Source organism: Mycobacterium kubicae, from assembly GCF_015689175.1.
Lineage (GTDB): Bacteria > Actinomycetota > Actinomycetes > Mycobacteriales > Mycobacteriaceae > Mycobacterium > Mycobacterium kubicae.
Map to the genome: position 1 here is coordinate 926,703 of NZ_CP065047.1, position 18,619 is coordinate 945,321.

At 67.8% G+C, this 18,619-nt stretch carries 16 protein-coding genes; 9 read left to right on the forward strand and 7 right to left on the reverse strand.

Annotation, left to right across the window (positions count from 1 at the left end; genetic code table 11):
• Positions 1–76: 76 nt before the first annotated feature.
• From hemB to I2456_RS04360, 3 genes are read left to right on the forward strand one after another with little or no spacing between them, the layout of a single operon-like run.
• Positions 77–1,060 carry a porphobilinogen synthase gene (gene hemB, locus I2456_RS04350; protein ID WP_085075028.1) on the forward strand — a complete coding sequence of 328 codons (984 nt, stop codon included), beginning with the start codon at positions 77–79 and terminating at the stop codon, positions 1,058–1,060.
• 28 nt (positions 1,061–1,088) lie between these two features.
• Positions 1,089–1,634, forward strand: coding sequence for a DUF3093 domain-containing protein (locus I2456_RS04355; RefSeq protein ID WP_068022895.1), 546 nt, complete (start codon positions 1,089–1,091; stop codon positions 1,632–1,634).
• Entirely contained in the window at positions 1,631–1,879 is a 249-nt protein-coding gene (locus I2456_RS04360) for a hypothetical protein (protein ID WP_085075092.1), read from the forward strand. Before I2456_RS04355 ends, I2456_RS04360 begins: the two co-directional genes overlap by 4 nt.
• Here the strand turns inward: I2456_RS04360 and I2456_RS04365 are convergent.
• Positions 1,863–2,288 (reverse strand): STAS domain-containing protein, encoded by a 426-nt coding sequence (locus I2456_RS04365; protein ID WP_085075027.1) that lies wholly within the window; start codon positions 2,286–2,288, stop codon positions 1,863–1,865. The genes I2456_RS04360 and I2456_RS04365 overlap by 17 nt on opposite strands.
• Positions 2,289–2,620: 332 nt before the next feature.
• Between I2456_RS04365 and I2456_RS04370 the strand changes: the two genes are divergently transcribed.
• Positions 2,621–3,835 (forward strand): acyltransferase family protein, encoded by a 1,215-nt coding sequence (locus I2456_RS04370; RefSeq protein WP_241007859.1) that lies wholly within the window; start codon positions 2,621–2,623, stop codon positions 3,833–3,835.
• A gap of 128 nt (positions 3,836–3,963) precedes the next feature.
• Complete coding sequence (locus tag I2456_RS04375) at positions 3,964–4,650, forward strand: Rv0518 family GDSL lipase (protein WP_085075091.1); 687 nt, start codon at positions 3,964–3,966, stop codon at positions 4,648–4,650.
• 174 nt (positions 4,651–4,824) lie between these two features.
• Here I2456_RS04375 and I2456_RS04380 read toward each other — a convergent pair whose 3' ends face one another.
• Together I2456_RS04380 and I2456_RS04385 are read right to left on the reverse strand one after the other, a co-directional pair.
• A complete protein-coding gene (locus I2456_RS04380) occupies positions 4,825–6,996 on the reverse strand; it encodes an acyltransferase family protein (RefSeq protein WP_085075025.1) in 2,172 nt (723 codons plus the stop codon).
• Between the two features lie 5 nt (positions 6,997–7,001).
• Positions 7,002–7,871, reverse strand: a complete 870-nt coding sequence (locus tag I2456_RS04385; RefSeq protein ID WP_085075090.1) for an alpha/beta hydrolase — start codon at positions 7,869–7,871, stop codon at positions 7,002–7,004.
• 190 nt (positions 7,872–8,061) lie between these two features.
• Here I2456_RS04385 and I2456_RS04390 point away from each other — a divergent pair, with 190 nt between their 5' ends.
• The 3 genes from I2456_RS04390 to I2456_RS04400 all read left to right on the forward strand — a co-directional run bounded on the left by I2456_RS04390 (position 8,062) and on the right by I2456_RS04400 (position 12,073).
• Complete coding sequence (locus tag I2456_RS04390) at positions 8,062–9,207, forward strand: LLM class flavin-dependent oxidoreductase (RefSeq protein ID WP_068161593.1); 1,146 nt, start codon at positions 8,062–8,064, stop codon at positions 9,205–9,207.
• 6 nt (positions 9,208–9,213) lie between these two features.
• On the forward strand, positions 9,214–10,554 hold the full coding sequence (locus I2456_RS04395) for an MFS transporter (RefSeq protein ID WP_085075024.1): 1,341 nt from the start codon (positions 9,214–9,216) through the stop codon (positions 10,552–10,554).
• Positions 10,555–10,702: 148 nt separating this feature from the next.
• Positions 10,703–12,073 carry an amino acid permease gene (locus tag I2456_RS04400; RefSeq protein ID WP_085075023.1) on the forward strand — a complete coding sequence of 457 codons (1,371 nt, stop codon included), beginning with the start codon at positions 10,703–10,705 and terminating at the stop codon, positions 12,071–12,073.
• On the opposite strand, the gene car is transcribed toward I2456_RS04400, so the two are convergent.
• From car to I2456_RS04420, 4 genes are read right to left on the reverse strand one after another with little or no spacing between them, the layout of a single operon-like run.
• Positions 12,015–15,569, reverse strand: a complete 3,555-nt coding sequence (gene car / locus I2456_RS04405) for a carboxylic acid reductase (RefSeq protein WP_139823261.1) — start codon at positions 15,567–15,569, stop codon at positions 12,015–12,017. The two genes, I2456_RS04400 and car, sit on opposite strands and share 59 nt — an antisense overlap.
• A 59-nt stretch (positions 15,570–15,628) precedes the next feature.
• Complete coding sequence (locus I2456_RS04410; RefSeq protein WP_085075022.1) at positions 15,629–16,561, reverse strand: ketopantoate reductase family protein; 933 nt, start codon at positions 16,559–16,561, stop codon at positions 15,629–15,631.
• 16 nt (positions 16,562–16,577) lie between these two features.
• Positions 16,578–17,750: an enolase C-terminal domain-like protein gene (locus tag I2456_RS04415; RefSeq protein ID WP_085075021.1), complete on the reverse strand. Its 1,173-nt coding sequence runs from the start codon at positions 17,748–17,750 to the stop codon at positions 16,578–16,580.
• Positions 17,751–17,766: 16 nt separating this feature from the next.
• The gene (locus I2456_RS04420; protein ID WP_068022267.1) at positions 17,767–18,162 is read right to left on the reverse strand and encodes a nitroreductase family deazaflavin-dependent oxidoreductase; all 396 of its coding nucleotides are present in this window, start codon (positions 18,160–18,162) and stop codon (positions 17,767–17,769) included.
• A gap of 22 nt (positions 18,163–18,184) precedes the next feature.
• Between I2456_RS04420 and I2456_RS04425 the strand changes: the two genes are divergently transcribed.
• Entirely contained in the window at positions 18,185–18,586 is a 402-nt protein-coding gene (locus tag I2456_RS04425; protein ID WP_068022265.1) for a nitroreductase family deazaflavin-dependent oxidoreductase, read from the forward strand.
• Positions 18,587–18,619 lie beyond the last annotated feature (33 nt).

Sequence of the window (18,619 nt, forward strand, 5' to 3'; positions counted from 1 at the left end):
CCAGGCTGGCGAGCGTGCGTGTTTGTACACCGACACGCCGCCGAGGCTGGCATTCTGCGCACACTCGCGGCCGCGAATGAACGCCTACCCGAGGCAGCGTCCGCGCCGGCTGCGCTCCACCACCGCGATTCGTCGCTTGGTGGCCCAAACCTCCTTGGAGCCAAGGCATTTGGTGCTGCCGATGTTCGTCGCCGACGGTATCGACGAACCGCGGCCGATCGCTTCCATGCCCGGGGTGGTGCAACACACCCGCGACTCGCTGCGCAGTGCCGCAGCCGAGGCCGTCGCCGCCGGAGTGGGTGGGCTCATGCTCTTCGGCGTGCCGCGCGAGGAGGACAAGGACCGCACCGGGTCGGTGGGCACCGACCGCGACGGCATCCTCAACCTCGCACTGCGCGACTTGGCCAAAGACCTCGGGGACGCCACCGTATTGATGGCCGACACCTGCTTGGACGAGTTCACCGACCACGGGCATTGCGGCGTCCTGGACACCCGCGGCCGCGTCGACAACGACGCCACCTTGGCTCGCTACGTCGAAATGGCTGTCGCGCAGGCAGATTCGGGTGCCCACGTGGTCGGCCCTAGCGGAATGATGGACGGCCAGGTGGCCGCGATTCGCGACGGACTCGACGCCGCCGGTTTCACCGACGTGGTGATCCTGGCCTACGCCGCGAAATTCGCCTCGGCGTTCTACGGCCCATTCCGGGAAGCGGTGTCGTCCAGCCTGTCCGGGGACCGTCGGACCTATCAACAGGAGACCGGCAACGCCCGGGAGGCGCTGCGTGAAGTGCGGCTCGACCTCGACGAGGGGGCCGACATCGTGATGGTCAAACCCGCACTGGGTTACCTGGACGTGCTGGCCGCCGCGGCCGACATCTCGCCGGTGCCGGTGGCCGCCTACCAGGTGTCGGGGGAGTACGCGATGATTCGCGCTGCCGCGGCGAACAATTGGATCGACGAGCGGGCCGCGGCCCTGGAATCGCTGACCAGCATCCGCCGCGCCGGAGCCGATATCGTGCTCACATACTGGGCCGCCGATGCGGCAGGCTGGCTCACGTGACGGACGAGATTCACAAGGCGAGGCGGACATGACATCAGCGGGGGACACCGATCCCAAGCCGTTGTTCTACGAACCGGGGGCCAGCTGGTATTGGCTGCTGGCCGGCCCGCTCGGCGCTCTGACGATGGTCGTGCTGCAGATGTCCGGCGGTGCCAGCGTCGGGCTGTTGATCCCGGCGATCTTTCTGGTGCTGGTGTCGGTGTTCTTGGGGATACAGATCATGGCCGCGCGCATGCACACCTCGGTCGAGCTGACCGAAGAAGCGTTGCGGCAAGGCACCGAAACCATCCTGGTGTCCGAGATCGTGCGGGTCTATCCCGAACCGGTCAACTCGGTGAAGTCGGACAAGCCGTTGGAGAAGTGGCAGTCGGCGCGCAGCCTCGGTGAGCTGAACGGGGTACCGCGCGGCCGGGTCGGCATCGGGCTGAGGCTCACCGGAGGCCGCACCGCGCAAGCCTGGGCGCGTCGCCATCGCCACCTGCGCGCGGCCCTGACCCCGCTGGTGCAGGAACGAGTCAGGCCGGTGCAGATCGACGACGACCACGACGACGACGAGAAAGAGTCACGGTGGTGATCGCTCGCTACCGCAGTGTGGTGGAGCTTGCCGTGGCCGCAGCGGTCCTGGTCGCCGCCGCGGTCAGCTGGGCGCACACCCGAACCGTGGTGGCCGTCGCACCGGTGGCCGAGGGGCAGCCGGCCACCAGATCAGTCATCTATCACCCTGACCTGTTGGTGCTGACGCTGTTCCTGGCCACCGTCGCCGGGGTGCTCGCGGTGGTGGCGTTGGCCAGGCTGCGTCGCTCTAGGCCGACTTCTTGATCAGCGGCAGCATCAGACGCCGCCGGCTCGCGATGGCGTCGGTGAGACTGCGCAGCGCCTCGTGCACCGAGCGCGCGATCGGCAGCAGCGCCCAGTCCTTGCTCTGACACAGCTGATCGATCACCGCGGGGCTCGGCACCAGCTTCCATTCCGCTCCGGCCGCGCCGCACTCGTCGTCGACGGTGTAGAGCAGCGACATGCCGGCTGCCGAGAAGTGCGTGACGTCGCTCAAGTCGAGCACCACGCGGTCCTTTTCCAGGATGAAGTGCCGGACGTAGTCGGCCAGCCGGTCGACGTTGACGGCGTCGATCTCGCCGCGGATTGTCACGACCGTCGCCACGTGGTGGCAGTATGCCCGCACTTGAGCGTCGCCACACTCCACGGCGCCGTTGTTGATAACGCTAGTCATGAGCAGTCCCCATTCCCCATGCCATTGCGGAGGCCGCCACGCCGACCAATCCCTTGCTCATAGCTAACCCGCAAAGCTTAAGGAGACCGAGAGTCACGTCTAACTCTTTGCTAATAAGAAGGTCTCCGCCGGTCGGCGTGCGCAATCCCGAGCAACACCGGCCATCGCCGTCGCCGCTTCGGTTACTTCGTCGCGCGCCATCGCGCTGCTAGGCTGCGATGGCTGCCGGTTGCTTGTCGCGGAGCTGGGGGAAGGCCTGCGATACGGATCAGTCGCCCGGTCAGCGGAATTGCAAGCGAACGACACAGCAGAGTTTTGGGCGAAAGAGCATCGTGCGCAGCGGAGAAATCAAGGCCCTGACCGGGCTGCGCATCATCGCCGCCGTATGGGTCGTGCTGTTTCACTTCCGCCCGATGATCGCCGACGCGTCGCCCGATTTCCGCGACAACCTGGCACCGATCCTCAACTGCGGGGCACAAGGCGTCGACCTGTTCTTCATCCTCAGCGGGTTCGTGCTGACCTGGAATTACCTCGACCGCATGGGCCGGTCCTGGTCGACGCGCGCGACCCTGCACTTCCTGTGGCTGCGGCTGGCCCGCGTGTGGCCGGTGTACCTGGTCACCTTGCACCTGGCCGCCCTCTGGGTGATCTTCACCTTGCACGTCGGACACATCCCCTCCCCGGAGGCCGGGCAACTCACCGCGATCAGTTACTTGCGCCAGATCGTGCTGGTGCAGTTGTGGTTCGAGCCGTTCTTCGACGGGACCAGTTGGGATGGTCCGGCGTGGTCGATCAGCGCGGAATGGCTGGCCTACCTGCTGTTCGGCGTGCTGGTGCTGGTGATCTTCCGGATGAAGCACGCCACCCGCGCGCGCAGCCTGATGTGGCTGGCCGTCGCGGCGTCACTGCCGCCGGTGGTGCTGTCGTTGGCCAGCGGCCAGTTCTACACGCCGTGGAGCTGGCTGCCCCGGATCGTGACGCAGTTCGCCGCCGGCGCCTTGGCGTGCGCGGCGGTGCGCAGATTGCGGCCCACCCACCGCACCCGCCGCGTCGCCGGTTACCTGTCGGTCGTTTTGATCGCCGCGATGGTCGGCATTCTGTACTTCCTCGACGCGCATCCGATCAGCGGAGTGGTGGACAGCGGCGGGGTAGTCGACATGTTGTTCGTACCGCTGGTCATCACGCTGGCGATTGGGGTGGGCAGTCTGCCCAGATTGCTGTCGACGCGGGTCATGGTGTTCGGCGGGCAGATCTCGTTCTGCCTGTACATGGTTCACGAATTGGTGCACACCGCGTGGGGGTGGGCGGTGTTGCAGTTCGAGCTGACCCCCGAGGACAACCCGTGGAAGTGGAACATCTTCGCGCTGCTGGCCATCGCGGTGGCCGGCTCGGTGCTGCTCTATCACTTCGTCGAGGAGCCGGGCCGTCGGTGGATGCGCCGCATGGTCGACATCCGGCCGGCGACGGCGAAACCCGAACCCGGTGAACCGTCCAAGGTTCATCCGATCGGTGATGCGCGGGAGGCGGTGTCGGCCCGCGCGGTGTGACGGTTGCTGAGCGCCTGCCAGGGGAGGAAATCGCCTGCGCGCGTCGACGCGATTTCGCGTCGTTTCTTCGTACGATTCCGTTGATCTGATGCGGCACACGACCATGCCGTTTCGCGGTGGAGGTAGCAGTGAGTCGTCTGGCCACGTTCGTCCTGGGCCTTGCCTTCCTGGTCGGCGTGGTCGCGCACGACGCCCCCCGGGTGCGCCCCTACGACGCGCTGACCATGGATTTCCGGTTGAACCATGTCGCGGTGGTCAGCGACTCCTACACGACCGGCACGAACGAGGGTGGCCTGGGCCCTAAAGGGTGGACCGCGCTGGCCTGGCAGTCCCTCAATCGCCGAGGCGTGCGGGTGGTCGCCGACGTGGCGGCTGAGGGCCGGGCCGGCTACGGCGTGCCGGGCGATCACGGCAGCATCTTTCAGGACTTGACCGCCAGGGCGGTCAAGGGCGACGACGCGCTGGTGGTGTTCTTCGGCTCCCGCAACGACCAGGGCGTCGATCTCGGGCAGCTGGCCGAGAAGGTCCGCGCCGCTTACGGTTTGGCGCACGATTTGGCGCCGTCGGCTCGGTTCCTGGTGATCGGGCCGCCGTGGCCGACCGCTGATGTGCCGATCCCGGTGCTGCAGATTAGGGACGTGCTCGGCGCCGAAGCTCAGGCCGCGGGAGCGACGTTCGTCGACCCGATCGCCGAGCGCTGGTTCACCGACGCCCCGGGTCTGATCGGCGCGGACGGGGTGCACCCCACCGACGCCGGCCATGCCTACCTGGCGGGCAAGATCGCACCGCTCATCGGCGCGCAGTTGTCGCCGTAGGGCTCTTAGTCGTCCGCGTGGCGTTCGTAGGCCCAGCGCTCGAGTCGAGCCTGCAGCCGCACCAGCCCGACTCCGGCCAGCGGGGTGGCCGCAGTCAGGCACACCAGCAGCAGAGTCATGTGAGAACCTCCAACAACCTTTCTTCGAGTAAGACGCAGGGACTGAGCAAGGCGTTCATCCCTCCCCCAGAGCGCGGTCGGCCAGCGCGCCGATCACCGGTGCCAGCAGCTGGGCGTATTCGGTGCTGACGTGGTTGTCATCGCGGAACACCAGCGTGTTGCCGACGATCACCGGGCACCGCTGCGGGCTGCAGAACAGGTCGGTCAGGTCCGCGTAGTGCCCGCCGCCGGCCGTCGCGGCCGCCTGCTCAGCGGCGATGCCGTCACCATTGACCGCGACCGCGCGGCCCGGCGCGCAGGCACTGGCATCGTCGAGGTGAGCCGACAGGCAGGTCGGCACCGACGACAGCGGGTCGGCGACGGGTCCCAGGATCAGCACCGCGGACCCCGCCTTACGCAGCTGCGCCACGGTACGGGTCAAGCTGTCGAGCCAGGCGGGGTCAAACGAGGTGAAGCTGAAGTCGGCGTGGTAGCGGCGGCTCATGCTCAGCACCACCAGCCGCGGCCGCTCGGCCTGCAGTCGGCCCATGACCTCGGTGCGCCACTGCTCGCACTCGGTGTACCGGCGCCCCAAATACGGGCTGACGATGGGCAGATCCTGCAGCGGCGGGCAGGTCACCTTGGCCATCGTCTCCAGCCGCCAGTGCCGCTGCTCGGCGACTTGCTGCAGTGCCGGGTCCCACATGGCCGCATGGGAATCGCCGACCAGGGCCACCGTCGTCGGCGACGACCTGTCGGCGGTGGCGCATTCGCTTTGCCCGAGGTCGCGCCACGACCGCATGCAGCCGTTGACGAAGACGGCGGCCTTGTCGGCTGGCGCCCGGGCCAGCGGTGGGTCGAGGTTCGACGGGACGGCGCGCAGCCCGGCGGCCGCCGCGACCGCGTCGCGCGCCTGCTCGAACGCGCTGCGCACAGCCGCCTCCTGCGGGCTGACGGCTTGCGGCTGGCCCCCCGGAGCCGGAGGTAGCGCGATGATCTTGGCCTGTGGGGCGGCCGCGCCGTGCCCTACCGGCGCCGGCACCACCGTCAACAGCCCGGCGCAGGCACATGCCGCCACCGCGGTGGCCGCGCCGGCCAAGGCCAAACTGGCTCTGACCGAGGTGCGCAGGGCGGCAGCGAAGCGGCCGGGGTTCTCGACCAGGTGCAACGTGATCACCGCCAGGCCGGCCGACACCGTGGTCGCGGCCAGCCGGCCCGCCAGGCCCGCCCGGTCACCGAGCAGGATCGGGGCGAACACCAGCACCGGCCAGTGCCACAGGTACCAGGAGTACGACACCCTGCCGATGGATCGCATCACCGGGCGCGACAACACCCGACCGGCGCCCATCCCGCCGCTGACGCAGCCCCCGCCGATCACCAGCGCCGTGCCCAGCACGGGCAACAGCGCGGCGGTGCCGGGGTAGGGGGTGTTCGGTCCCAGCTGGGTGCACGTCAGCAGGATCAGGCCCAGCCCACCCCGGCCGATCACCGCGGCGGGCAGTAGCGGCAGCCGGCGCCACTGGTCAATCGTCAGTGCCACCAGGCCTCCGGCAGCCAACTCCCAGGCGCGCGAAGGCAGCGAGAAGAACGCCCAGGGCGGCGACGTGCGAGTCCAGACCACCGCCACGGCCAGCGACAGCGCGGCGAGCACGGCCAGCACCACCACATACGGCGCGCGCGGCGAGAAGTCTCGGTTGATCCGGCGCACCAGCCAGGCCGTCGCAATGATCAGCGCCGGCCACAGCAGGTAGAACTGCTCTTCGACGCCCAGGGACCAGTAGTGCTGGAACGGCGAGGGCGGCAGGTCGGAGCTCAGGTAGTCGGTGCCCTGGCCGGCGAACCGGTAGTTGCCCACGTACAGGGCGCTGGCGATCCCGTCGACGAAGACCCGGCGCGCCTGCAACGGCGGCAACAGGATGGCGGCACCGATCGCGGTGACCACGCCGACCGTGGCCGCCGCGGGCAGCAGCCGGCGGGCGCGCGCGGCGTAGAAGCGGTCCAGCCGAACGGTGTTGGTGGTGGTGACCTCACGCCACAGCAGGCCGGTGATGAGGAAGCCGGAGATGACGAAGAAGACGTCCACCCCGATGTATCCGCCGGTGATCCCGGGGATGCGCGCGTGGTAGAGGACGACGGCCAGTACCGCGACGGCGCGCAGACCTTCAATGTCGGGGCGGAACCGGCCTCGGGGGGTCCGGCCCGCCGAGTTGTTCGGGGGATTCGCGCCGGCTGCCGGTCGATTGGTCATCGCAACTACGACGCCATCCAGGCCAGCTCTCCAGGCAGCTGGTCACGCCAGAAATCTACGTCGTGCCCGCCCGGGGAGAAGCTGCCCGCCGGCGGTTTCTTCAGCTGGTTGACGAAGCCGCGCGTGGCGAAGTAGAAGCGGTCGCCGGTCCCGCAATCCACCCGCAGCGGTATCTGGTTCAGCGCCGGCAGGCCCATGACGCTGTGCTGGACCCAGTCGTCGTAGCTGTCGAACGCCCCGGGTGCGCTGCCGGTGAACGAGGTGTACAGCGCCGGGCTGATCGCGCAGATCCCGGCGGTGCGCGCCGGCCCCAGCTGCGATCCGAGCAGCAGCGCACCGTAGCCGCCCATGGACCAGCCCAGAAATCCCACCCGGGAGGTGTCCATGCCCATCGAGGCCAGCATGGGCAACAGCTCTTCGAGCACCATCGCGCCGGAGTCCCCGCCCGAGGCCCGCCGGTGCCAATAGGTGTTGCCGCCGTCGACGCCGACCATGGCGAAGGGCGCCTTGCCCGCCTTGACCAGTTGGGCCAGACCGTCTTCGACACCGAGGTCGAGCATCTGGCCGGCGTTGCCGTCCTTGCCGTGCAGTGCTATCACCGGCCGCAGCAGCCTGGTTTGGCCGGGTGGCATGGCGATCACCCAGTTGGTCTTGACGCCGCCGCGGGCCGCCGAGACGAACGACCCGCTGAGCCTGGTGGGCAGGGTGCTGCCCGCGGTCGCGGGTTCGAACGGTGCCGGTGCTTGCGGCGGCGCTGCCTGCGGTTCCAGCGGATCCAGGATGGCGCTCAACGCCCAGACGCCGGCGGCTCCGGCGCAGGCGCCGGCACCCATCCGCAGCGCCGCGCGTCGAGTCAGGTCAGGCACGACCGTCATCATCGCGCGCGGGCTCGTTGCCTCCCCTGCACCACGCCGTGTCGGAAACCCAATCGTGACGGTATCCACCGACACGCCGATGCGACACGCGGGATCGGATCTGCCAGTTTTCAACCCTCCCGTATCTGGCCACCGTCCCGCACGATCGATCGTTGGACTTTTGGACCTGAGACATGAAGAGGGATTGTCGATGAGCTTGGCCTTCCACTGGTTCCTGCCGACCTACGGCGATTCGCGGAATCTGGTCGCGGGCGGCCACGGCACCGCGATGCACGGTGACCGGCCGGCGACGCTGAAGTACCTGCACCAGATCTGCGCGGCCGCCGAAACCAACGGCTTCGAGGCGGTGTTGACCCCCACCGGGCTGTGGTGTGAGGACGCCTGGTTGACGACGGCCATGCTGATCGAGCGCACCGAGACGTTGAAGTTTCTGGTCGCCTTCCGCCCGGGCCTGATCAGCCCGACGCTGGCGGCGCAGATGGCGGGCACCTTCCAGCGGCACTCGGAGGGACGGTTGCTGCTCAACGTCGTCACCGGCGGCGAACCGCACGAGCAGCAGGCCTACGGCGACTACCTGGACAAGCAGGCCCGCTATGCGCGCACCGCGGAATTCCTGCACGTCGTGCGGCAACTGTGGACGTCAAGCGAGCCGGTGACATTCGCCGGGGACCACATTCGGGTCGAGGGCGCCGCGCTGAACAACCGGCCCGACCCGGTGCCCGCGGTGTTCTTCGGTGGCTCCTCCGGACCTGCCGGGCCGGTCGCGGCCAAGTACTCCGACGTCTACCTCACCTGGGGTGAACCGCTGCCGGCGGTCAGCAAGAAGCTGGATTGGATCCGGGGGCTGGCGGTCGACCAAGGACGAATCCTGCAGTACGGCTTGCGAATTCACGTCATCAGTCGCGACACCTCCGAGCAGGCGTGGGCCGAGGCTGACCGGCTGCTGGCGGCGGTCGACCCCGCTGACGTGGAACGCGTGCAGGCCAGCCTGGCGCGCAGCGAGTCCGAGGGGCAGCGCCGCATGCTCGAACTGCACGGCGGCGACAGCAACCAACTGCTGATCGCGCCGAACCTGTGGGCCGGGGTCGGCCTGGTGCGCGGCGGGGCGGGCACCGCGCTGGTCGGTTCGCACCAGGAGGTCGCCGACCGGTTGGCCGAATACGCGCAACGCGGCATCAGCCACTTCATCCTGTCGGGTTATCCGCACCTGGAAGAGGCGTACTGGTTCGGCGAAGGCGTGCTGCCGCTGCTGGAGCGGCGAGGGCTGTGGAAGCGTCCGAGCGGTCAATCCCAACCGGCGCCGTCGACGCCGTTCGCGGTCGCCTCGGCGCACTAGCCGGACATGGCAACCACCTTGCCCACCGGGGCGGGCGCAGCGGCGGGCGGGCACGTCGAGTCGGACGCCGAGCGCGACCACCGCCTGCGCACCGTCGTGGCGGCAAGCCTGCTCGGCACCACGGTGGAGTGGTACGACTTCTTCCTCTACGCGACGGCGGCCGGCCTGGTCTTCAACAAGACCTTCTTTCCGAGCGAAAGCTCGTTGGTGGGAACGCTATTGGCGTTCGCGACATTTGCCGTCGGGTTCGTCATGCGGCCGGTGGGGGGTTTGGTCTTCGGCCACATCGGTGACCGGATCGGTCGCAAGCGCAGCCTGGCCTTGACGATGGTGATCATGGGCGGGGCGACCGCCCTGATCGGCGCCTTGCCGACCGCCGCGCAGATCGGCGTGTGGGCGCCGGTGCTGCTGTTGACGCTGCGCATCCTGCAGGGGTTCGCGCTCGGCGGGGAGTGGGCGGGTGCGGTGCTGCTCGCCGTCGAACACAGCCCGGAGAACCGGCGCGGCCGGTTCGGGGCCATCCCGCAGATCGGCTTGGCGCTCGGTCTGGCGTTGGGTACCGGCATGTTCGCCATGTTGCAGGTCCTGCTCGGGCCGGCGCGGTTTCTGTCCTACGGGTGGCGCATCGCGTTCTTGGCGAGCCTGGTGCTGGTCGGGATCGGCATCGTCGTGCGGTTGCGGGTCGAGGAGACCCCGGCATTCGTCGAGTTACACCAGCTGGAATCCGAAACCCGCGTTCCCATCCGCGAAATCGTGCGCGAACCCGCCAGCCGGCGCAACACCGTGCTGGGGTTGCTGTCGCGCTGGGCCGAAGGCTCGGCGTTCAACACCTGGGGCGTCTTCGCGATCAGCTATGCCACCGGCGCGCTGCATCTGGCGAGGGTCCCGGTCCTGATCGTGGTGACCATCGCCGCACTGGTGATGGCGGTGCTCCTGCCGGTATCCGGCGCGCTGACCGATCGGTTCGGCGCCCGACGGGTGTATCTGGCCGGGGTCGCCTGCTACGGCCTGGCCGTCTTTCCGGCCTTCGCACTGTTCGGCACGCGCAACATCGCCTGGTTCGGGATCGCCATGGTCATCGTGTTCGGCGTCGTGCATGCGGTGTTCTACGGCGCACAGGGCACGCTGTACTCGTCGCTGTATCCGACCCGCACCCGCTACACCGGCCTGTCGTTCGTCTATCAGTTCTCCGGCATCTACGCTTCGGGCTTGACGCCGATGATTCTGACGGCGCTGATCGCGGCCGCGGGCGGGACGCCGTGGATCGCGTGCGGGTATCTGGTCGCAACGGCGCTCATCAGCGTTTGGGCCACTGCCCGTATCCGGGCGCAAGACTTGTATCTGTGAGCTGAACGAGGGCCGGGGCTTCCACGAGCGTGAAGCCAGCTTCACGGTCGGGTTCGAGCGTGCGGCAGGCTTCACGTTCGGCGGGCGGTTCGCCACAGACGCGTGTTCAGTGGTGCGCTGCCCGGGAATGTGTTGTGGTTAGGCGACCATGGATAGCACTCCGCAACTGCGCCAAGGGTTGTCCCAGCGGCAGCTGAACATGATCGCCATCGGCGGGGTCATCGGCGCGGGCCTGTTCGTCGGTTCGGCCGTGGTGATTCGGGACACCGGGCCGGCCGCGTTCCTCACCTACGCCGTCTGCGGTCTGCTGATCGTGCTGGTGATGCGGATGCTCGGCGAGATGGCCGCGGCCCACCCGTCGACCGGGTCGTTCGCCGATTACGCCGGCGAGGCGCTCGGCGGTTGGGCAGGCTTCTCCGTCGGCTGGCTGTATTGGTACTTCTGGGTGATCGTGGTCGGCTTCGAGGCGGTCGCCGGCGGCAAGGTCCTCAACTACTGGTTCCACGCGCCGCTCTGGCTGCTGTCGTTGGGCCTGATGTTGTTGATGACCGGCACCAACTTGTTTTCCGTCGGCTCGTTCGGCGAGTTCGAATTCTGGTTCGCCGGAATCAAAGTCGCCACCATCGTCGTTTTCCTGGGCATCGGTAGCGCGTTCGTCCTCGGGCTGTTGCCGCACCGGCACCTGGACTTCAGCAACCTGCACTCGCACGGTGGGTTCTTTCCGCACGGCATCGGGGCGGTCTTCGCCGCCATCCTGGTGGTCATCTTCTCCATGGTCGGCGCCGAGGTGGTCACCATCGCCGCCGCGGAGAGCCGGGACCCGCAGCGCGCCATCGCGCGGGCGACCAGGACCGTAGTCGCGCGCATCGTCATCTTCTTCGTCGGTTCGGTGTTCCTCTTGGTGACGATCCTGCCGTGGGACTCAGTCGATGTGGGCGTCTCGCCGTACGTCGCCGCACTCAAACACATGGGATTGCCTGGCGCGGACCAACTGATGAATGCCGTGGTGCTCACCGCGGTGCTGTCCAGCCTGAATTCGGGGCTCTACACCGGATCTCGGATGCTGTTCGTGCTCGCCGCGCGTGGTGAAGCGCCCACCCGGCTGGTCCAGCTCAGTCGCCGCGGCGTACCGCACATCGCAATCCTGTGTTCTTCGGCGGTGGGCTTCTGCTGCGTGCTCATGGCCTGGCTGGCGCCGGGAACGGTGTTTCTGTTCCTGCTCAATTCCTCGGGCGCGGTGGTGTTGTTCGTCTACTTGCTCATCGCGCTGTCGCAGATCGTGCTGCGCCGCCGCACCGCCGTGGACAAGCTGCCGGTGAAGATGTGGTTCTTTCCGGTGCTGTCGATTCTCACCGTCGTCGGAATCGTCGCGGTGCTGGTCCAGATGGCGTTCGACCACTCCGCGCGCAGCCAGTTGTGGCTCAGCCTGTTGTCCTGGGTGGTGGTGGTCGTCGTGTATGTCATCGCGCGGAGGCGCCAGCGTGGGCGTCCAGCAAGCCAAGTTGTTCGAGATCGGTGACGTATTTGTCGATCAACGCCTCGTCGAGATGCGGCACGTCCTTGGTGGCGCCGATGCCGGCGGATTGAACTGCGGCACGGAACTTTTCGGCGGGCACCCCGGTGCCTTGGGTGGGCTTACCCGGCTTGGCGTAGGCGGTCATCAACGGCAGCAGCGAGTTTCGCCGCTGCGTTTCGGGCAGCGCCTTCATGGCCGCCTCGAACCTGGTGAGCCAGTCGCGGTAATCGTCGATGCGATCGATGTGGTGACCGGAGGCGACGAGCCAGTCGACGAAGGTGTCCAGCGAAACACCGTCGTCGTGGGTGTTGAGCACGTTGTAGGTGTGGTAGCCCTCGGTGCAGTGCCCGCCCAGGGTGGTGATGGCCTCGGCGGTGAAATCGGCTGGCAGCCCGTCATAGTGGGCGCGTTGGGGGTTGCCCGACGCGTCGAGTTGGTAGAACGAGCGCGGGGCCAGTCCGGTGGCGACCACACTCAACATCAGCCGGGTGAACATGTCGGGCACGTTGAGCTGACCGGAATAGCGGGTGTGCGCCAAGATCATGTCCGAGCGGAACACCGCCACTGGAACGCCGCACAAGTCATGCGCCTCGCGCAGCAGCACCTCACCGGCCCATTTGCTGGTCGCGTAGCCGCTGGCGTAGGACTCGTCGAGGGACCGAGACGGGCTGGCCGAGCGGACGTCCACGTCTTCGCCGAGGAACCCGCCGTCGGGTAGGGCCGTCACGGCCACGGTCGAGATGTAGTTGATCGGCTTGAGCCGCTTGGTGATTGCCAGTTTGATGATCTCGCTGGTGCCCACGACGTTGGGTCCGAAGAGTTGACTGTAGGGCAGTACGTGATTGACCAGAGCGGCCGAATGCACGATGAGGTCCACCGACTCGGCAAGCCGGTCATAGGTGGCCTGGTCCAAGCCCAGATTGGCCGCGCCCACATCGCCGACCAGAACTTTGAGGTGTTTGTCTGCCAATTCCCGGAATCGCGAACACAATTCGTCGTCGCCGCTGTCCATGGCGGCCTCGATGCGCTGGCGCCCGGCGATCGGGTCGGCGCCGCGGGCCAGGCAGATGACCGTGCCGCCGCTGGCGGCCAGCCGTTCCAGCCACTCCAGGCACAAGAACCTGCCGAGATAACCGTTGGCGCCGGTCAGTAGCACGGTGTTGACCGGGCCGCTGGGTGCGGTCATGTCGCGGGCGGCCGTCAGTGTGTCGGCGTCGATGAACTTGTCCAGCGTCAGATCCGCCGCGCGGGCGACGGTGGCACCCCGACCGTGCACCGACGCGAACGTGGGACGCGTGGACACCGAAGTACGTTCTCCGTCAATGTATTTGGCGATGGTGGCCAAGGTGGCGGTAGGGCTGACGATCGTCTGCACGGGGACGTCGATGTCGTAGATCGACTCCAGCAGCGTGGCGAACGAGAACGCCGATAGCGAATCACCGCCCAGCTCAATGAAACGCGCGTCGGCGCCCAGCCCGTCATCGACGGGAACACCCAAGGTGGCCGCGGCGGCCCGCCGGACCGTGTCGAGGGTGGGCAGCTCGCGGCTGGCCGCGCGCAGCTCGTCGAGTTGGTTGCCCTGACTGGCTTCGATGTCGGCGTACATCGCTTCCAGGCGTTCGCCGTAGCGTGCTTTCAACGCCGGGCGCAGCAGCTTGCCCACCCCCGACAGCAACCCGTTGTCGCGGGTGAAGCGCTCGGACTCGAGCAGGAAGTCGCGCGGAACTTCGTAGGCGTTCAGGTGGGCTTCCCCGGCGATCCGCTGCAGCGATTCCGCGATAAGGGCGTGCGGGTCCGCATCCCCGATGGCGTCGGTGTTGGGCACGATGACGGCCAGCAGGAAGGGTTGTTCGCTGCTGCCGTACAGGAAGATCTGCCGGATGTAGGGGCTGGTGGAGAAGGTGGCCTCCAATTGGGACACCGCGACGAACTCGCCCTGGGACAGTTTGATGACGTTGTTGCTGCGGTCCAGGTACACCAGGTGATCCGGTCCTACCTCGGCCATGATGTCGCCGGTCTTGTAGAACCCGTCGTCGTCGAAGATCTGCGCCGACAACTCCGGATGCTTGAAGTATCCGGGGATGACCGTGGTGGCCTTGACGTGAAGTTCACCGCGCGGATGCGGTTTGTCGGTGGTGAAGTAGCCCAACTCGGGCACGTCGACCAGCTTGTATTCGGTTACCGGGGGACGGCGGATGATGCCGTTGCGCAGAATGCCGCCGCCGGTCTCGGTGGCGCCATAGCCGTTGGTGACCGATACGTCGAGCAACGACTCCATGAACGCGTGCATCTGCTTGGACAGCGGTGCGCTGCCGCACATCGCCGAGAGCACGCGTCCGCCGATGAAGTCTTGCCGCAGTTCGGCTTTCACCATGTCGTCGAGCTGTTCTTCGGTCAGACCGCCGGCAGAGCGCTGGTCGAGTTCGCGGCGGTAGCGCCGAAAGAACATGTCGCACACCCGCGGAACCAGGTTCAAGGCGGTGGGACGCACCAAAGCGATGTCTTCGAACAAGGTGGACATGTCGCTCTTGGCGGCGAAATAGCCGATGCCGCCGGACGACAACGTGGCGATCAGCCATTCCAGCCCGTAGACGTGGGAGAGCGGCATGTACTGCAGGTGAATGGCGGGGATCTGGATGCCGATGTCCACCGAAGGGCTGTGCGGGCGCTGCCACAGCCGCGTCTTCATATCGCTGGTGTACATCGCGCCCTTGGGCGCCCCGGTGCTGCCCGAGGTGTAAATCAGGGTGGCGAGCGGGTTTTCGCCTGCGGCCGGCACGAAAGCCGGGTTCGGTTCCAGCGTCCGACCGGACTCGAGCTCTGCGGCCAGCGACACCACCTGCGCCCGATGTCCGGCGTCGACCAGCCGGGCGGTGGCATGTTCGAAGCGTTGCCGTTGACTGTCGTCTTCGCCGGTGTAGTCGAAGACCACCAGGCGTTGCACCGAGGCCACGTCGCTGATGACGTCGACGGCTACCTCCAGGGATTCGACGCTGACGGCGAAGACCCTGGGCTGCGTCTCGGTGACAATGGGTTTGAGTTGGGCGGCCGTGGAACTGGTTTGCAGCGGCACGAACACTGCACCCAAGCGGATGCACGCCAGGTAGTTGACGGCGTAGTCGACGCTGGTGAAGCCCAACACCGCCACGAAATCACCGGGGGTGAACCCGCCGGGCAAACCGGCGTGCCAGGCGTTGGCCAACGCCACCACGCGCTCGCGCAGCTCGCGGTAGGTGATGGTCTCGAATCCCGACAGCAGGGTGGTGGTGGCATTGCCGGTGGTGTCGTCGCGGGTCACCTCACCGGCGCGCTGCCCCAGCGCGGGCCGGTCGGCGTACCCCTGCAGATAGGTGTCGACGATCTCGGAAAGCCGCAGTCCCGGCCGATGCGCCGCCTGGGTCACCTCCGGTATCACCGCCGCGGCGCGAAATTGCGGGTCGTTGGCAAACAACTCCTCGACGCGCTTGGTCAGTCGCTGCTGTCGGCTTCCGTCAGCCACAGGTCATCTCCTCCTACCGGTCATCCCCGTGGGTACCCGCGGAATCGTGCTCCACGCGGCTAATCCGGTGGTCTTGACGCCCATTGTCTTTCGATCGCGGTGACCACCGCGGTCAAGGTGGCGTTGACCGGCGCCTCGACGCCGACGCGCGCGCCCTGGCGCGGAATCGCCCCGTTGATGACGTCGATTTCGCTGCGCCGGCGCGCCTCGTGGTCGAGCAGCGCCGACGGCTTGGCGTCGGGCATGCCCGCGCCGAAGGCGCGGACGTGTGCGACCGGATCGGTGACGGCGATCGCGATGTCCGACGCGCGGGCCACCGCCCATGCCTCGGTGGCCGCCGCACGGCTCACCGGGCCGACCTGCGGATCGTCCATCACCTGTCCCACCGTCATGCCGGTCAGCGCGCACGGCGCGCTGTAGGCGACGTTGCAGATCAGCTTCTCCCACTGCATGGCGGCGATGTCGGTGACGGCGGCCGCGTCGAACCCGGCATCGGCCCACACCCCGGCGATCGACTCGACCGTCGTATGCGGCAGCGACGAATAGGCCCCGAAGCGCACGGCGCGCATGGCGTTGTGGTGCACATGGGCCGGCGCGATCCTCGCGGCGCCGAACCCGCTGGCGATGCCGACCGCGACGCGGTGCTCACCCACGATCGCGGCGACGGTGTCGGCAGATCCGAGCCCATTCTGGATGGTCAGCACCGCGGTGCCCGGCCCCAGCATCGAAAGTGCCTGCTGCGCACCGGTGCTCACGTCGGCGGCCTTGACCGCCAGCACGACCAGGTCCATCGGTTCGGCCGGTGCGGTGCCGGCGGCTCGCAGCGGCACCGTGTGGTCATAGCCGGGGCCGGTGACGCGCAACCCGTCCCGGGTGATGGCTTCGATGCTGTCCTGGTGACGGTCGACGACGACCACGTCGTTGCCCGCCGCGGCGAGTCGGGCGGCATAGACCGAACCCATGGCGCCGCAACCGATTACCGCGATTTTCATGCGCGTCCTCCCGCGGTCAGGCCGTCAGTTCGGTGATCAGCTCGCCCAGGCCCGCTTTGTATTCGAGCCCGAAGCCCGGGGTGTCCGGCGGTGCGATCATGCCCTGTTGCGGCAGGCAACCGTCGGAATAGCCGCCGAACGGGCCGAAGACGCCCGGATACGACTCGCAGCCACCCAGACCCAGCCCGGCCGCGACGTGCAAGTTGATCAGATGACCGCCGTGCGGAAACGCCCACCGGCGATCGAAGCCGTGAGCTTCCAGCACCTCGAGCATCTGCAGGTAATGGGTCAGTCCGTAGCTCAGGCCCGGGTCCATCTGGAAGATGTCGCACCCGGGCCGCATGCCGCCGTAGCGGATCAGGTTGGTGACGTCGGGGACCGAGAAGAGGTTCTCGCCGGTGGCGACCGCCCCGTCGTAACAGGCCGTCACCGCACTGTTCAACGCGAAATCCAGCGGATCGCCGGGCTCTTCGTACCAGCGCAACCCGTAGGGCGCCACGGCCGCCGCCCAGCGCGTCGCGGCGGCCCGGTCGAATCTGCCGTTGGCGTCGACCGCCACCCGCGCCGGGTCACCGACGAGGTCGAGGACCGCCTCGATTCGGACCAGGTCCTCGGCCAGCGCGGCGCCGCCGATCTTCATCTTGACCGCGTCGTAGCCCGCCGCGAGGTAACCGCGCATCTCCTCGCGCAGCCCGGCCTCGCCCTGGTGTGGGTAGTAGTAGCCGCCGGCGGCGTAAACCGCGACCGCGGGCGCCGGCGTCCGCCCGGTGTGACGGGCGATGGTCGCGTAAGCCGGCTCGTCGTCGAATTTGGCGGCGAGGTCCCAGCACGCCAGCTCCAGCGCGGCGGCCGCCGCGGCCCGGTCCCCGTGGCCGCCCGGCTTCTCATCGCGCAGGGCACACGCCAGCACCGCGGCCGGGTCGATGCGCCCCGAGTCGTCTAGCAGGGCGTCGGGCGCGGCCGCCAGCACCCGGGGAATCATGCGGTCGCGCAGGATGCCGCTCTGGGCGAAGCGGCCGATCGAATCGAACGCCACTCCGACCACCGGACGTCCGTCGCGGATCACATCAGTGCTGACGGCGACCAGCGAGACCGTGTGGTGGGTGAAGTTCACCATCGCGTTGGCCGGACCGCCCCGCGCGCCGGCCTGCAGCCCGACCGGGCGCTCCCGGATGGCGGTGATGCGCATCAGCGGGCCGGCGGCCTCACCGGGTGGTGTCCAGCAGCACCGCTTGCTCGAACGGCAGCCGCGCGAAAATCGGCTGCCAGCCGCGGGTCACATACTGTGCGGCTTCTGCCTTGCTGACCACGCGCGGTTCGGCGATGCCCATGCTCTTGCCGTTGCGCCGCAACCGTCCGCCACTGGCGGCTTTGAGGTTCTTCAGCCAGTCGCGGTCGGGGCCGTAGGTCAGCATGATGGCCACACCGGGAGTGCCGTTGACGTTGGTGGTGAACACGTTGACCGGGGTGCGGTACTGCTTGCCGGACCGCCGTCCGACGTGTTCGACGATCCCGAACGGCGGCAGCCACCCCGCCCACAGTCGCTGCACAGGGTTGGTGACGCGCCGGTTGAAGCGGGCCAGCCCTTGAGGCATTTCCATGCAGCAATCAAACTCTTGACCCATGGCCTACCTCAAGCCGCCCTGGTTCACCGTCAAGATCTTCAACCGGATAGCGATGGCCACCGGGATCAGCAACAGCGAAACGTTGACCGTGACCACGCGCAGCACCGGGCAACCGCAGCAGATTCCCGTCGTCACGGTCGATGTCGGCGGCACCAAGTATCTGGTGTCGACGCGCGGAGAATCGCAATGGGTCAAGAACGTACGAGCCAACCCCGACGTCACTGTGACCGACAAGTCCGGCACTACGAAGTACGTGGCCCGCGAGATCCCGGCCCAGCAGCGCCCGCCGATCTTGGCTGCCTATCGCAAGAAAGCGGGAAAAGTCGTCGAGGGGTACTTCCGCAAACTGCCCGATCCGGCAGATCACCCGGTATTCGCGCTCACCGCGGCCGGGGGCTGAGCGCCGCAGTGTCAGCCCGTGGCGAACAACTAC